Consider the following 15,093-nt stretch of genomic DNA (forward strand, 5'->3'; position numbering starts at 1 on the left):
GATTCGTTGTTTAGAAATAATCACTAAAATAGGCTTCCATATCAGGGATGATCGATTCCAGTAATGCCAGTGTTTCTGAATCGGTATTTAGCCGTTCCACACGCTCTAAGTAAGCCGGACGGCGGTAATTCATCAACAGACACGACAATGTCTGAATATCCAGTTGGACCGCTTTTCCGATAGCTTCTCTTGAAACCACGATCTCCCCGTGATTGTATTGGACACCGAAGATCCCGTTGTTCCAATCGGCAACTGGGTCGGAAACAACAAAGTGAAAGGGTGTTTGGAAGGCTTCAAATGGGAAGTTTTTCAAAAACTGTTCAACATCGACGATCCGCGCCATGTAATAAGGCTCGATGGTTTCTTTGATTTGGCTATCGTCCAAGTAGAAGGACAGGGGTTCGTTTGAATATATGTCTCCTTTGACCCAATAAACCATTGAGAAATGGGCAGAGATAAAATTCCAAAGACCATTGCGGGCTTCTTGATTCAAGTAGAACATTTCCTTTACATGGAAGACTTCTTCGGCTACCCAATAAAAAAGTACACCAGTCGGATGACCACTGGCATTGTAATAAACAGCCGCGGTGCGCTCTTCTTCATTTTCATAGCGCCAATACTCTTCCCAGTGAAAAGAGGTCCGCTGCAAGGCACCATGGTTGTCGCGGGAGAATTGGTTGTAGACAGTAAAGACATCAGGATCATCCACTTCTTTGCGCTCTAAGATCCCAGGGACTTCTTTGGTTTTCGGAAGCTGGGTATCACGAATTTTGAAGGTCAGCTTGTCGGACATGATCTCCCAGCCCTTGCGACGATAGTAGGGCACATTGTATGGATAAAGGTAGGAGATCCATTGCTGATCTTCCCGCATCGTTTCTAAGGCAAGCTTGATCAAGTCTTTCATCAGGCCATGTCCGGCATATTCTGGGTAGGTCCCAACACCGGTCACTCCGCCCATTTTGATCAATTTGCCGTGTATATTGACTTCACAAGGATAAACGGCGATTTGCGAGATCAACTTGTCTTCATTGAACCAGCCAAAGACTTTGGAAAGCTCTAAGATCGGGCGCTTAGATTTGATCATTTCCCGTTTGCTCTCATAGCCGCTTTCTTCAATATCCGATTCAGTGATCTGAAAAACATAGCTTAACAGTTCGTTGAACTGATCAACGTCTTTTTCTTCCACCGCTCGAATATGTAGATTTTGATGAAAATTATTGTCCATTCTTTCAACTCCAATTTATTTGCTAGCTCTAGTATAGCAAAACCTGAATGAATATGTCTAAATAACGGTTAAGAAAAATACTTTATCTATTGGCGTTTCGTTGGTATAATAGAAAAGCTGACTAAAAGAAATGAGGAACGTATCCATGAACATAGAAGAAATGAAAAAACGACAGGAGAAGATTCGTAATTTCTCCATTATCGCCCATATCGACCATGGGAAATCAACATTGGCGGACCGTATTTTGGAACAAACCCATACGGTGACGTCACGAGAAATGCAAAACCAACTATTAGACTCCATGGATCTTGAACGTGAACGAGGAATCACAATCAAATTAAATGCCGTGGAACTTAACTATACCGCCAAAGACGGCGAAACCTACATCTTCCATTTGATCGACACCCCAGGGCACGTCGATTTCACCTATGAAGTTTCCCGCAGTTTGGCTGCTTGTGAAGGCGCCGTGCTCGTCGTTGATGCAGCTCAAGGGATCGAAGCACAGACATTGGCAAACGTCTACTTGGCGTTAGACAATGATTTAGAGATCCTACCAGTCATTAATAAAATAGACTTGCCAGCTGCCGATCCTGAGCGAGTACGAACAGAGATCGAAGATGTGATCGGTATCGATGCCAGTGAAGCTGTTTTAGCAAGTGCCAAAGCAGGTATTGGGATCGAAGACATTTTGGAACAAATTGTTGAGTATGTCCCAGCTCCAGCAGGTGATATTGAAGCACCTCTAAAAGCGTTGATCTTTGACTCCGTGTACGATTCCTATCGTGGGGTGGTCTTAAACGTCCGCATCATGGACGGGATGGTCAAACCTGGAGATAAAATCAAAATGATGAGCAATGGCAAGACCTTTGATGTTACGGAAGTGGGTGTCTTTTCACCAAAAGCCATTCAACGAGATGCGTTGATGGTGGGCGATGTTGGGTATATCACTGCTGCCATCAAGACCGTTAAAGATACCCAAGTCGGGGATACGGTGACATTAGCCAACAATCCAGCAGAAGAAGCCTTAGCTGGTTATCGTCAAATGAATCCGATGGTTTATTGCGGATTGTACCCAATCGATACTTCACGCTACAACGACCTTCGAGAAGCATTGGAAAAATTACAATTGAATGATGCAGCATTGCAATTTGAACCAGAAACCTCTCAAGCATTAGGATTTGGGTTCCGTTGCGGCTTCTTAGGCCTATTACACATGGATGTCGTGCAAGAACGGCTAGAACGTGAATTTAACCTTGAGTTGATTACGACTGCACCATCCGTAATCTATCATGTCAACAAGACAGATGGCTCAATGGTCGTCGTTGATAACCCAGCAGAATTTCCTGAACCAGTCACGATTGAAAACGTACAAGAACCTTACGTCAAAGCACAAATCATGGTGCCTAATGATTACGTCGGTGCTGTAATGGAATTGTCCCAACGCAAACGGGGAGACTTTGTCACGATGGATTACTTGGATGATTATCGTGTAAACGTCGTTTATGAGATCCCACTATCGGAAATCGTCTTTGATTTCTTTGATAAATTGAAATCCAGCACCAAAGGGTACGCATCACTGGATTATGAAATGTCTGGTTACCGAACTAGCAAGCTAGTGAAGATGGACATCTTGCTGAATACTGAAAAAGTAGATGCGTTAAGCTTTATCGTTCACCGTGACTTTGCTTATGAACGCGGTAAAGCCATCGTTGAAAAACTGAAAAAATTGATCCCACGACAACAATTTGAAGTACCGATCCAAGCAGCCATCGGACAAAAAATCGTTGCGCGTTCCGATATCAAAGCCTTGCGTAAAAACGTATTGGCGAAATGTTACGGCGGTGACGTTTCTCGAAAACGCAAACTCCTAGAGAAACAAAAAGAAGGGAAGAAGCGGATGAAACAAATCGGCTCCGTCGAAGTACCGCAAGAAGCCTTCATGGCCGTTCTGAAGATGGATGACCAAGATAACGCGAAATAGCTTTTTATCAACTGAAAACCCTATTGAATCAATCTTTTTGAGTGGCATAAAATTCGTGATTTACCCGTTTAAAAAAGTTTAAACTGTCATACGGTTGTCACGGCAGTATTAAAATTAACAAAAATGGAATATTTTCCTTGAAGGTTTTTAACCGTCAGCGTATGATGAAAGCATCTCATAGGAGGTGCTTTTTTCATGTCTGAAAATATAAGTGGTGAATTTCTTAAATCTTTAAGGAAAGAGAAAAAAATGTCTCAAAAGAAGCTAGCCGACTTAGCGGGGATTTCGCAAAGTGCTTTAGTCAAGTATGAAAAAGGAACAAGGAAAATTCCAAAAGATGTAGATGATACACTAAGTAAAATTCTGAATGTAGAAACTCTATTAAAAGATGAGAAGGATAGAGTTGGGCTTCTTATTGATCAACTTATTGCATACAGAGACATGAACAAGTTACTCAATAAAGAGTTGGCTACTAAAGTAGGGACTAGTGAAGTATCACTTAGTTATGTTTTAAACGGAAAGAGAAAACCATCGAAGGAAATGCAGCAAAAAATTGCTGTGTTTCTCTTTAACGATGGTAAAGAAATTTTGATGGATATAAAACAAGATGATGGTTCTTTTAAATTACCCATCGTCGATAAAATAGCGATGGGAAAACGAATCCAAGAGATTCGGAAAAATCGAGGTGAGACACTGGAAAAATTTGGTAAGAACTTTACTCGACCAGCGGGTAAGAATGTTGTGAATAGGTGGGAAAAGGGTACGAATATTCCTGATATCGAAAGATTAATGCATGTTGCCTATCTTGGAAAAGTGACTGTTCCTTATATTTTGTATGGGGAGACTTTTAGCAAGATGTTGAAAAGGGGAAATACGATTAACCAATTTGAAAAGTTGGATCCTTTCCGAATGGGACTAAGATTCAGGAAGATTCGAAGGGATTATCGTTTAGAAAGAGAAGACTTTGGAAAGTTTTTTTCACCTTCGATTACAAAATGGTCGATGGATAAATACGAGAATGGTAAAGATATCCCAAATACTGATCGCATTATTCAGTATGCCTATATAGGAAAAGTCTCTTTGGAGTTTTTGATATATGGTATCTGATATTTTTGAAAAGAATAGTTTTAAACACTAGAGACATTCAAAGAGGGATGTCTCTTTTTTATTACCCAAATGGGAAAGGAGATTAATTATATGGAAAAGCCGAGATTTAAAAATTGGCGATTATTTGCGACTTTGGCTCTATTAGGTCAAACACTTGGTGGTGTGATTGGTTCTACGATTGCCTTTGCCGAGGAAATTACTCATCCACAAACCGTGACAGTGGAATTGGATTTAGCGCATCAATATGCTGTCGAAGGAACTTTTAGTGACGGCCGCCCTATGTCAGAAGTCACCGTTCCTCACTATGCTACGTACAATGGGGTGAAACAAGATATTTTCTGTATTGAACCAGGAGTCCCGATTGATAATCAATTTACTCCAGGTTATGAGAAAAATCCATTGCCAGATATGCCGGAGAAAGCGAAACTAGTTTCCGTTTTATGGAAGGAAGCCGGCACAGATGTAGATACTCATATTGTGGCACAGAAGATGATTTGGCAAGAAGTCAATGGCTACACGCTTTATTCAATCAAACGATCGGATGGAAGTGCCGTAAATATCGCAGCCATTGAGGCAAAAATCAATCAAGCGATTGCGGACTATCAGAAGAAACCAAGCTTTCATAATTCCACAGTGAAAACAGTTTTAGGTCAATCGACAACCGTAACGGATACGAATAATTTAAACTTGTCAGAATTCGATGAAGTTGTGGAAAATACCGCAAACATTGATTATCGTGTAAATGGAAATCAATTGGTCATCACACCAAATACCAATTCAAAAGAAAGTGGTGTGTTGATGCTTAAGAAATCTGCTGGTACCGGAACGCCAGTGGCCTATAAAAAAGCCGGGCAACAGACCTTAATGGCCGGGGCGATTGATAAACCGAACACTTACACGATAAAAATTGATGTGGAAACTGAGGGTTCTTTAAAAATCAAGAAAGTTGATAAAGAATCGGGTGCTATTGTACCAGGAACAGTTTTCCATTTAGGCTTTGGAAAAAACTTACCTGCAAAAGACGTGACTACCGATAAAGAAGGCATTGCGATATTGGATGGGATTCCTCATGATACAAAAGTAACCATTACTGAAAAATCAGTACCGGCGCCTTATACGATTGATACTACTCCGATGACAACCACGATTAAAGCAGGTGAAACCATTTCTGTGACTTCAAAAAATACGAGAGAAAAAGGTCAAATTATTCTGGATAAAACCGGGATTGAAACAGGGAGTAATCTTTGGAATGACAATTACTCTTTAGCTGACAATACGTTTGCCATTCGCAAAGACAGTCCAACTGGTGAAATCGTTCAAGAAATGACCACGGATGAAAACGGTCATGCGGAAACACCAAAAGAGATTGCCGATGCGCTGGAATTGGGAACCTATTACGTGACCGAAACCAAAGCATCTAATGGTTTCGTGAATACTTTCAAACCAGTAAAAGTCGAATTGAAGTATGCCAATCAAACCGTAGCCCTTGTTACGAGTAATGTGAAAGGTCAAAATCAAGAAATCACTGGTGAAACTACTTTGACGAAAAAAGACAAAGATACCGGTAATAAAACTCAAGGGAAAGCTGAGTTTAAAGGAGCCAAATACACTCTTTTTACTGCAAAAGACGGTCAGGCAGTAAAATGGAGTGAGGCTTTTAAACCAGAATTAGTGAAAGGAACGAAAGCTTCTGATGAAACAGTGACTTTGGCTTTAGATGAAAAGAATCAAGTTGCGGTTAAGCATTTAGCGGTTAATGAGTATTACTGGCAAGAAACTAAGGCGCCAGAAGGGTATAGTTTAGACCAAACCAAATACCCTGTATCTATTAAAAAGATTGATGATAACGAAAAAAATGCGGTCATTACCAGAGATGTTACGGCAAAGGAACAAGTCATTCGCTTTGGCTTTGATTTCTTTAAGTTTGCTGGATCAGCTGAGGGCACTGCCGAAACTGGCTTCAATGATTTGACCTTTAAAATGTCGCCATTGGAAGGAACCAATGAAATCACCGGTGCCAAAGATGAAGCGATCACAGCTTATAACGAGCAATTAGGCTTTGATGGCTATGGCAAGTTTGAAAATTTACCTTATGGGGATTATTTACTTGAAGAAGTAGAAGCGCCAGAAGGATTTCAAAAGATTACACCATTGGAAATCCGTTCTACTTTTAAAGAAAATAAAGAAGATTACACCAAGAGTGAGTATGTCTTTACCATTACCGAACAAGGCCAAAAACAACCGATTAAGACGGTGACTTTTCCTTATGAGAAGCTGACGAACAAAGAATTCTCCGTTAGTTTGAACCGTTTGATGCTTTATGATTTACCTGAGGAAGAAGATAGTTTGACTTCCCTTGCGACTTGGAAAGATGGAGACAAAGAATTAACCACTCTGGATTCTACCGAGCTAGTTGATAAATTGAGTTACAATCTTCATGGAATCAAAGAAGACTGGTATATCGTAGCGCAAGCCATTGATGTGGAAGTCACAAAAGCTGCTCAAGAAAAAGATGAAAAAGCCAATCCAGTGGTAATTTCCGAAATAAGCGAAACGGTGGCGAACAAAGAGAAAACAGGAACTTGGGAAATTCTGCATAAATTAACCGCCGAACAAGTTTTGGATAAAACCATCGTCTTGTTCAACTATGTGTATGAAAACAAGGGAGCCTATGAAGCAGGCGATGAGCCAGTGGCGAAAGATGCTAGTTTGAACAATCAAGCCCAAACTGTCAATTGTACGGTGGAACGTCATGTTTCCATCCAAACAAAAGCACATCTAGAAGACGGTTCTCAGACCTTTACTCATGGTGATGTAGTGGATATGTTTGATGATGTCTCGATTACCCATGATGTACTGGATGGATCAAAAGAAGCTTTTGAAACAATTCTGTATGCATTACTTCCAGATGGTACGAACAAAGAAATTTGGAAATCTGGCAAAATTGAGTATGAAGTGAATGACAAAGAATTCACCAAAACTGTGCTTGCGGAAAAAGTAGACACGAGTAAATATCCAGAAGGCACAAGTTTTACCTTCAAAGAAATTAACTATGATAAAGATGGAAATATCAATGGGAAACACAATGAAGATTTGAAAGAAAAATCTCAAACCTTAACACCAAAAGAAGTGCCAACCACACCTAGTACGCGGGAACAACCGGAAACACCAACTGTTCCAAGTGGCTCTCAAGAATCTAGCCCTACAGTGAAGACATTCCCTCAAACCGGGGAGAAAAATTCCAATGTGCTACTGTTCATTGGCTTTACCTTGATTTTTGCGACGGCTGGCTATTATTTCTGGAATCGCCGGAACTAAGGTGATGAGATGAAACAAGTAAATAGGAAGAACCAACGTGCGCGACCGCCTCCTAAAAAAGTGGTCGCGCTATTTTTGTATCCAAAACCAACAATGAAAAGAGGAAAAAAATATGGAATTGAAATTTGTCGTGCCAGATATGGCCGAAACGTTCGGAAAGATTAGTTATGCCGGAGAAGGCGAAATTTTGACAGAAGGATATGGTCGGAATACTACGGTGATTGGCCGCAGTTATCATCTATACTCCAGTAAGCAACGGGCCGATGATATTGAGGTGGTAGTAGCTGCGGAAGCCGGTGAAAAGGATTTTGACCAAGACCAACCGCTAAAAGCCGTGAATCCCCATTTGGTTGCCAAAGGCTATGAGATTGAGAATCGTGGTTTTACCGATTACGTGTTGTATGTCGATGATTTAGTGAAAGCATAGGAGGAAAAGAAGATGAGATTAACAGAAGGTATTGTTGTAGATTCAGGATTAACATTTGGCAAGTTGCGTTTTTCCGCATTACGTCGAGAAGTACGCAAGCAAAACGAGGACGGAACGGTTAGTAATGAGGTAAAAGAACGGACCTACAATTTGAAATCTTCGGCGCAAGGTCGAATGATCCAAGTTAGTATCCCGGCAAATGTACCCTTGCGCGAGTTTGCCTATGATGCAGAGGTAGAGTTGGTCAATCCAATTGTGGATACAGTCGCCAATTATGTTTTCCGAGAAGGAACTACCGTTAATTGGTTTATTAAGGCGGATGATTTAGTCTTGAAACGACAATCAAATCAAGGGAATCTGACCAACCAAAATGAAGGGAAGAAATAGGTGAAAAGTATGGAAATTGATGTGGAACATATTTTAGATTGTTTTAATCGCTACGGAAAAGGAGAATTGACTGGAGAACAAGTCAATGAAGCTCTAACGGCAGATGAAAAAATGTTTCTACTCATGCATCAGGATTTTTTTGAAATAGATGAAGAAGACGGTGAAGATTTCGATGTACTAAATTGGTTAGGGGAAGAAGACTCCTTCTTTATGGTTGTAGAAATTGATGAAATTCTGTGTCGAGAAGCAGAATCTGTCTTGGAAGAAATCGGTGTGGAGATGCCAGATGACATCGGAGCCTTTTTAAAGCAATTGGTTAAAACGAAACAGTTTCCCATTGTGACAGAAGATTAGAAATAATACTTGAATTTAGCCCAATAAATCACATTGGCCTTTTTTCTATTGGAGGAGGAAACCATCAAAATGTACAAAGGGCATCGTATACGCGCAGGAGATCAGCACTTGGTTTATCACTTTGTTCTTGGCTGGATCATTGCTTTGTTCATCGTTTGGATGGGCGTCTTTTATTTTCAAGAGCTTAGACAAGTTGAGCTTTCTAAGCTATCCCTTTCTAAAATTGAGCTTACTTGGTCCATGACAGACCTAATTTGCTTATTAGGAAGTCTCGCTCTTTCGGGAAGCATGATATTGCTTTATATTCACTTTTTTCAGGACCATTGGCGAAGTTTATGGCATCGACAAAAGCTGTCTCGGATGATTCTAGAAAATCATTGGTATGAAGTGAAGCAAACTCAAAGTGAAGGCTTTTTCAAAGATTTGAATAGTAGTCGGACCAGAGAGAGTATCAGTTACTTCCCCAAAATTTATTATCGAATGAAAGATGGCTTACTGTCTATTCGCGTTCAAATTTCACTTGGGAAATACCAAGATCAGCTTTTAAAGTTGGAAAAGAAGTTAGAAAGCGGACTGTATTGTGAGTTAGTAGAAAAGGAACTCAAAGACTCCTATGTGGAATACACCTTGTTATACGATATGATTGCTAATCGAATTGGGATAGAAGAAGTAGTGGCAGAAAATGGGGCTTTGCGATTGATGAAAAATCAAGTATGGGCGTATGATTCCTTGCCTCATATGTTAATCGCTGGCGGTACCGGTGGAGGCAAGACCTATTTTTTACTCACCATTACCCAAGCACTATTGAAGTCAGACTCAGAATTGTTTATCCTCGATCCAAAAAATGCGGATCTGGCCGATTTAAGTACAGTGATGCCTCATGTTTATTCCCAAAAAGAAGAGATTTCTTCATGTGTGGAAGATTTTTATGAGCGCATGATGGCTCGTAGTAGGGCGATGAAAGAAATGCCCAACTACAAAACAGGAGAGAATTATGCCTACCTAGGACTTCCACCAAACTTTTTAATCTTTGATGAATACGTGGCTTATATGGAAATGTTAACGACGAAAGAAAGTGCGGTGATTTTGAATAAGCTCAAACAAATCGTGATGTTAGGTCGTCAGTCGGGTTTCTTTCTGATTCTAGCTTGTCAAAGACCCGATGCGAAATATTTAGGAGATGGGATTCGCGATCAGTTTAATTTTCGTGTGGCTTTGGGCCGTATGAGTGAACTCGGGTATTCCATGATGTATGGAGAAGTTGATAAAAATTTCTTTATGAAACGAATTAAGGGGCGAGGCTATGTGGATACAGGGGGCAGTGTGATTAGTGAGTTTTATACGCCACTTGTACCAAAAGGGTATGATTTCTTGGAATCCATCAAACAAGTAGCGCAATCAAAAGAAAAATGACAGCTACAGAGAAATTTAGTCTTCTAGGGTATCGGACTAAAAGTATGATAAACTAGGGATGAAAGCGTCAGGAGGTGCAATAAAAATGACAGAAGATTATTCTTTACAGTATGCTAAAGAGAACAAAAAAGTATTAATTTCTTCTATTACTGATGGGAAAGAAAAAGAGGAAGAAAAGACTGCCATTTTTATGGCTGGAAGTCCTGGGGCTGGAAAGACTGAGGCTACACAAACTTTGACGGCATTGAATAGTAATCTTTGTGTAATCGATGCTGATAAATTTCGTGAATTATTCCCAGGCTATGTTGGGAATAATTCAGATGAATTTCAGCGAGGATCAGCACTTTTGGTAGATGCGGCTCTCGATTTAGTTCTTAAAAAGGGTTATAGTTTTATTCTTGATGGGACTTTTGCGACTTTTAAGGTAAATCAAAATATTGAACGGGCACTCAAAAAGAATTATAATGTGCTTGTCTATTATGTTTATCAAGATCCATTTATTGCTTGGGACTTTACTAAAAAGCGAGAAGAAGTTGAAGGCCGTTTTGTTCCTAAAGAACGTTTTATCAATGCTTTTTTCCAATCGAGAAAAAATTTGATGCAGGTGAAAAAACAATTTCAAGAGAAAGTAACTGTCAATATTTTAGTGAAGGATTTTCAAAATACGATTTCTGATTTTCTAATGGATATTGATAATGTTGAACTAGCATTACCAATCAGTTATACGAAAGAAAGATTGGAGGAAGAGCTACATGACTGAGAAAGAAAAAGTTGAAGAAATTATGGAGAAGTATAACCGTAACTTTTCTACACTACAAAAGAATGCCTCTGCGAAAGAGCTGAAGACAGTCTTTAAATTTGTAGCAGATGAATCCAATCGAAAACAACGGGAATTGATTGGGTTGGATAAAGAAAAATAAATTTGAAATCGAAATAGTTTTAAGAGCCAAGAGCAAAAATGTTCTTGGCTTTTTTCTTTGCAATGAATGAGGTGATGTATGACATTTTTAGATTTATTCGCCGGGATTGGTGGTTTTCGCTTAGGCATGGAACAAGCGGGTCACCAGTGTATCGGCTTTTGTGAAATTGATGAATTTGCTCGGAGGAGTTATAAGGCAATCCATGATACAAGAAAGACTAACTATATAGAGTCAAGTGAAAATTAGCTAAATCAAAAAAATATTTTATAACAGTTAAGTCCAAAAAATGAGTACAACAAATAGACCTTTCACTATTAGATTTTTTTGATTGTTCAATAGCTAATCGGAAACAATCTTATAAGGTTCATTTTTAGTTAAAATAGCATGAATCACATAACAAAGCTTACGAGAAACAGCACCTAAGGCCGTCAGATGATGCTTTCCCTCAGAAATTTTTTTCTGATAAAACGCGCGAAAAACAGGATCACATCGAGAAGCAACTAGAGCAGCTGAAAACAAGGTTTTTCGTAAGTATGGAGATCCACGCTTGCTCATAACATTATGTGTTGCTTCGTATTGCCCAGATTGGGACACAGACGCGTCTATGCCAGCATAAGCAACCAGTTTTTTCGGATTAGAAAATTTGCGAATGTCTCCAATTTCACCAAGAATTGTCGCGCCATTTATAGGGCCGATTCCAGGGATTGTGAGAATAACAGAGTCTAAATTACTCATTATGCGCTTAATTTCTTTTTCAGTTTCTTTTACTTGGCTTTCGATGAATTTCAATTGTTCAATCATGGAGTGTAATTGAAATGTAAAAGCTTCTTGAGCAAATTTCACTCCAAAGGAGTTAGAAGCTGCTTGCTTCAATTGATCTGCTTTCTCTGGCTTTATTCGGTTCCTGCTTAACTCAGCTAAGTATTGAGCCAACGTTTCTGCCGAAATTTCTTCTAGCTCTATAGGAGAACTAAACTCAAGCAATAACTCTTTAGACGCTTTTCCGAAAATACCTTGTTTAGAAAAAATTGATGCATATTCAGGAAACACTTGATCTAGTACAGCTATGATTTTTCGTTTGAAGTCGCTTGCGGTACCTACTAAATAGGTTCGGTAACGTGAAAGTTGTTTTAACGAAAAAACATTTTCATCAGACAATACTGTTTCTACAAAGGAACCATAACGCATCAAGTCAGCAATCAAAACAGAATCAATAATATCATTTTTTCGTTTTCTGATTTCTGTTCCTTTGCGCCAGCCATCGGTTTGAAGAGGATTCACAACGTGAATCAAAAAGTCTGATTCGTGGAGGTATGAAAAGATGGAGAGCCAATAATGACCCGTAGCTTCCATTCCGACAATAAAGTCAGCGGGAGTCTCTGAATATTTTGAAAGCCGCTCAATCAGGGAATCAGCTCCTTCAGTAGTGTTAGGGAAAGAAAAACCTTTTAGGATCACTTTACCTTCTTCACTCATTAAAGAAGCCACGTGAGTTCGCTTGCCGATATCAATTCCTAAGAAGTACATACATTTGACCTTTCTAAAAAAATATTTTGGATTGAAACCCGCTCAACTGAAAAGCGTCACTACCTTGTACGAGATACGGAGTAAAGCAAAAACTTTCAACATCTAACTCATACGTGTTTGTGGCAGAATTTAACTACACACTAATGCAGCCGAAAGTACACAACTATGCAGTAGTTTGACTGCGAACTAGTTTCCTTCCATCATAAGTTTTAGTGACTTAGTGATGGAGGTACAGAAAGGTTGTTAACTTTGGATGATATTAAAACGATAAAACATTTGAGAAATAATCGTGATCAGTCAATTGATCAGATAAGAAAAGCAATGAATATCAATTGGCGAACAGCGAAAAAATACGCCGACAGTGATCAGCTATTCATTACGGATCCTACTCGAAAAAATAAATCCATGATGGATGATGGCTGGGGAGAAATTATCGGTAGTTGGCTAGAAGAAGACCTACGCTTACGTAGAAAACTCCGTAGAACTGCCAAAGCTATCTATGAACAATTGAAACCTTTGGGTTTCCCTGGCTCCTATCGAACAGTTTGCGTCTATATTTCTCAATGGAAAAAACAGCGGTACGACGAAACGAATTACAAAGCTGTCGATCGCCTTGATCATCCGATCGGAGAAGCACAGGTCGATTTTGGAACAATGGAAGTCATGCACGAAGATCACATGAAAGACATACAACTTCTTATCATGTCATTTCCCTATAGTAATGCGACGTTCGCAAGTGCCATGCCAGCTCAAAACCAAGAGTGTTTCCTGGAAGCATTAAAGCAACTATTTGATCAATGCGGCGGTGTTCCAAAAAAGATCAGAATAGATAACTTAACTCCAGCGGTGAAAAAAACAAAATCAAAATTTGAAGAAGCACAACTAACCGATGAATTCTTACGTTTCACCATTCATTATGGTTGTGATGTTCAAGTCTGTAACCCACGTAGTGGGCATGAAAAAGGACATGTCGAAAATAAAGTGGGTTATGTCCGATACAATTTCTTCTCGACTTCGCCAATCATGAACTCTTTTGAGTCCCTAAATAAGCAGCTTGAAGAACAATTGAAAACAGATCGAAAAAGGACGCATTATTCGAAACATCAATTAATCGAAGATTTGTGGAAGAAAGAAAACAAGGCGTTACATTCTCTTCCCCAAGAGGATTACCCAATTTTTAAAGAAGTAGAAGCTAAACTAAATCGTTATCACGAAATGAAATTGGATCAAACGGTTATTCATATTCCTAAAGCATATGGATATTCTCAATTGACCGTTGTTTTGACTTGGAATAAATTCAAAGTTCTTACGCCTCATGGAGACCTCTTAATGAACGAATATCGCCCCTATATGAACAAAAAACGATTGATCCCATGGAGTGATATCTTGAAACAATGGAGTAATAAATTGAATGTCGTTAGTTATTCGAGGTATTGGAAGTACTTGCCTGCACGCCTTCAAAATTATCTAGCAATTGATAATAATCACCTTAAATACAGACGGATAAAACAATTACTAAGTTTATTAGCGACCTATGATATCCAACAAATTAATGAACAATTTTACGAATTAGTTGTTCAAGAAGATGCCCCCTCTGACTTTGATGTGAATTGGTCAAACTATGATGCATTAACAAAATCAGGAGGCGTGCAAAAATGACTGGACAGACGCTAGAAGATTATTGCAAAAAGCTTCGATTAAGCCATATCATCACGAACTTACCAAGAGCTTCTTTCGAAGCTCCAGAACAATTTATTACCGATTTATTCCGTTTAGAGCTTGAGACCAGACAGCAGATCAAATTAGAACGGATGGAAAAATTAGCCAAATTTCCTGTACCAAAATCGCTAAAGAACTATGAATGGCACGAAGATATTTTTCTACCAGCCCATCTAGATAAGGCGACCCTTGTCTCTCTTGATTTTCTAAAAAGGCAAGAAAACATTGTTTGTGTTGGCTCTCCTGGTACAGGGAAAACGCATCTAGCGATCGCATTAGGGAGAAAAGCCTGTAGTGAAGGTGTTTCAACCAAATTTTTCCGAGTAAACAATCTCGTTGAACAATTAGAGAGTGCCTTAAAAAAACAACAGCTAGCCAGTTTCAAGAAGCGATTCGAAACAACAGAATTAATTATTCTTGATGAAATGGGGTACTTACCATTGACGAAAGAAGGAGCTGAACTGCTCTTTCAACTGATTTCAGATTGGTATGAGCAAAAGAGCATTATTATTACCTCTAATTTAGAATTCAGTCAATGGAATCGAGTGTTTATGGATTCTCGCTTAACAGCTGCTCTCGTTGATCGGCTAATCCATCACGCTCACATTATCAGCTTTAAAGGCGAAAGTTTCAGGTTGAAAAATTCATTATCTAAATCATATTGAAGGAAAAAACTAGTTGCAGCAAAACTCTGCACTTTCGGCTGCATTTTTTT

At 39.3% G+C, this 15,093-nt stretch carries 13 protein-coding genes and 1 pseudogene; 12 read left to right on the plus strand and 2 right to left on the minus strand.

The window, feature by feature from the left end:
- Positions 1–10 precede the first annotated feature (10 nt).
- Positions 11–1,225, minus strand: coding sequence for a GNAT family N-acetyltransferase (locus IGI96_RS15900; RefSeq protein WP_438785349.1), 1,215 nt, complete (start codon positions 1,223–1,225; stop codon positions 11–13).
- A 145-nt stretch (positions 1,226–1,370) separates the two neighbouring features.
- On the opposite strand from IGI96_RS15900, the gene lepA reads away from it, so the two are divergent.
- From lepA to IGI96_RS15950, 10 genes and pseudogenes are all read left to right on the plus strand, one after another.
- Positions 1,371–3,206 (plus strand): translation elongation factor 4, encoded by a 1,836-nt coding sequence (lepA, locus tag IGI96_RS15905; protein ID WP_154694447.1) that lies wholly within the window; start codon positions 1,371–1,373, stop codon positions 3,204–3,206.
- 195 nt (positions 3,207–3,401) lie between these two features.
- Positions 3,402–4,313, plus strand: a complete 912-nt coding sequence (locus IGI96_RS15910; protein WP_438785350.1) for a helix-turn-helix domain-containing protein — start codon at positions 3,402–3,404, stop codon at positions 4,311–4,313.
- 90 nt (positions 4,314–4,403) lie between these two features.
- Positions 4,404–7,631, plus strand: coding sequence for a fibrinogen-binding MSCRAMM adhesin Fss3 (fss3, locus tag IGI96_RS15915; protein ID WP_438785351.1), 3,228 nt, complete (start codon positions 4,404–4,406; stop codon positions 7,629–7,631).
- A gap of 112 nt (positions 7,632–7,743) precedes the next feature.
- On the plus strand, positions 7,744–8,058 hold the full coding sequence (locus IGI96_RS15920; protein ID WP_081118559.1) for a YdcP family protein: 315 nt from the start codon (positions 7,744–7,746) through the stop codon (positions 8,056–8,058).
- A gap of 12 nt (positions 8,059–8,070) precedes the next feature.
- Positions 8,071–8,445, plus strand: coding sequence for a YdcP family protein (locus tag IGI96_RS15925; RefSeq protein ID WP_231419153.1), 375 nt, complete (start codon positions 8,071–8,073; stop codon positions 8,443–8,445).
- Positions 8,446–8,454: 9 nt separating this feature from the next.
- Positions 8,455–8,799, plus strand: a complete 345-nt coding sequence (locus tag IGI96_RS15930; protein WP_231419161.1) for a damage-inducible protein J — start codon at positions 8,455–8,457, stop codon at positions 8,797–8,799.
- 69 nt (positions 8,800–8,868) lie between these two features.
- Positions 8,869–10,212, plus strand: coding sequence for an FtsK/SpoIIIE domain-containing protein (locus IGI96_RS15935; RefSeq protein ID WP_231419151.1), 1,344 nt, complete (start codon positions 8,869–8,871; stop codon positions 10,210–10,212).
- An 85-nt stretch (positions 10,213–10,297) separates the two neighbouring features.
- Entirely contained in the window at positions 10,298–10,972 is a 675-nt protein-coding gene (locus IGI96_RS15940; RefSeq protein WP_438785352.1) for a zeta toxin family protein, read from the plus strand.
- On the plus strand, positions 10,965–11,132 hold the full coding sequence (locus IGI96_RS15945; protein WP_002298811.1) for a hypothetical protein: 168 nt from the start codon (positions 10,965–10,967) through the stop codon (positions 11,130–11,132). The genes IGI96_RS15940 and IGI96_RS15945 overlap by 8 nt, the downstream gene beginning before the upstream one ends.
- Positions 11,133–11,210: 78 nt before the next feature.
- Positions 11,211–11,348, plus strand: a pseudogene (locus tag IGI96_RS15950) (DNA cytosine methyltransferase); the annotation flags it as partial.
- Positions 11,349–11,471: 123 nt separating this feature from the next.
- Here the strand turns inward: IGI96_RS15950 and IGI96_RS15955 are convergent.
- Positions 11,472–12,659: an IS110 family transposase gene (locus IGI96_RS15955; RefSeq protein WP_438785353.1), complete on the minus strand. Its 1,188-nt coding sequence runs from the start codon at positions 12,657–12,659 to the stop codon at positions 11,472–11,474.
- Between the two features lie 249 nt (positions 12,660–12,908).
- Between IGI96_RS15955 and istA the strand changes: the two genes are divergently transcribed.
- The gene (gene istA, locus IGI96_RS15960; protein WP_438785462.1) at positions 12,909–14,318 is read left to right on the plus strand and encodes an IS21 family transposase; all 1,410 of its coding nucleotides are present in this window, start codon (positions 12,909–12,911) and stop codon (positions 14,316–14,318) included.
- The gene (gene istB / locus IGI96_RS15965) at positions 14,315–15,043 is read left to right on the plus strand and encodes an IS21-like element helper ATPase IstB (protein ID WP_195958049.1); all 729 of its coding nucleotides are present in this window, start codon (positions 14,315–14,317) and stop codon (positions 15,041–15,043) included. Before istA ends, istB begins: the two co-directional genes overlap by 4 nt.
- Positions 15,044–15,093: the final 50 nt, after the last annotated feature.

It is taken from the genome of Enterococcus sp. DIV0421 (assembly GCF_051713745.1).
GTDB lineage: Bacteria > Bacillota > Bacilli > Lactobacillales > Enterococcaceae > Enterococcus_D > Enterococcus_D casseliflavus.

Excerpts from the sequence above, each read along its gene's own strand:
- IGI96_RS15935 (WP_231419151.1), top strand. The coding sequence starts at position 8,869 with ATGTACAAAGGGCATCGTATACGCGCAGGAGATCAGCACTTGGTTTAT.
- lepA (WP_154694447.1), top strand. The coding sequence starts at position 1,371 with ATGAACATAGAAGAAATGAAAAAACGACAGGAGAAGATTCGTAATTTC.
- IGI96_RS15955 (WP_438785353.1), bottom strand. The coding sequence starts at position 12,659 with ATGTACTTCTTAGGAATTGATATCGGCAAGCGAACTCACGTGGCTTCT.
- IGI96_RS15940 (WP_438785352.1), top strand. The coding sequence starts at position 10,298 with ATGACAGAAGATTATTCTTTACAGTATGCTAAAGAGAACAAAAAAGTA.
- IGI96_RS15945 (WP_002298811.1), top strand. The coding sequence starts at position 10,965 with ATGACTGAGAAAGAAAAAGTTGAAGAAATTATGGAGAAGTATAACCGT.
- IGI96_RS15925 (WP_231419153.1), top strand. The coding sequence starts at position 8,071 with ATGAGATTAACAGAAGGTATTGTTGTAGATTCAGGATTAACATTTGGC.
- fss3 (WP_438785351.1), top strand. The coding sequence starts at position 4,404 with ATGGAAAAGCCGAGATTTAAAAATTGGCGATTATTTGCGACTTTGGCT.
- IGI96_RS15930 (WP_231419161.1), top strand. The coding sequence starts at position 8,455 with ATGGAAATTGATGTGGAACATATTTTAGATTGTTTTAATCGCTACGGA.
- istB (WP_195958049.1), top strand. The coding sequence starts at position 14,315 with ATGACTGGACAGACGCTAGAAGATTATTGCAAAAAGCTTCGATTAAGC.
- IGI96_RS15910 (WP_438785350.1), top strand. The coding sequence starts at position 3,402 with ATGTCTGAAAATATAAGTGGTGAATTTCTTAAATCTTTAAGGAAAGAG.
- IGI96_RS15920 (WP_081118559.1), top strand. The coding sequence starts at position 7,744 with ATGGAATTGAAATTTGTCGTGCCAGATATGGCCGAAACGTTCGGAAAG.
- IGI96_RS15900 (WP_438785349.1), bottom strand. The coding sequence starts at position 1,225 with ATGGACAATAATTTTCATCAAAATCTACATATTCGAGCGGTGGAAGAA.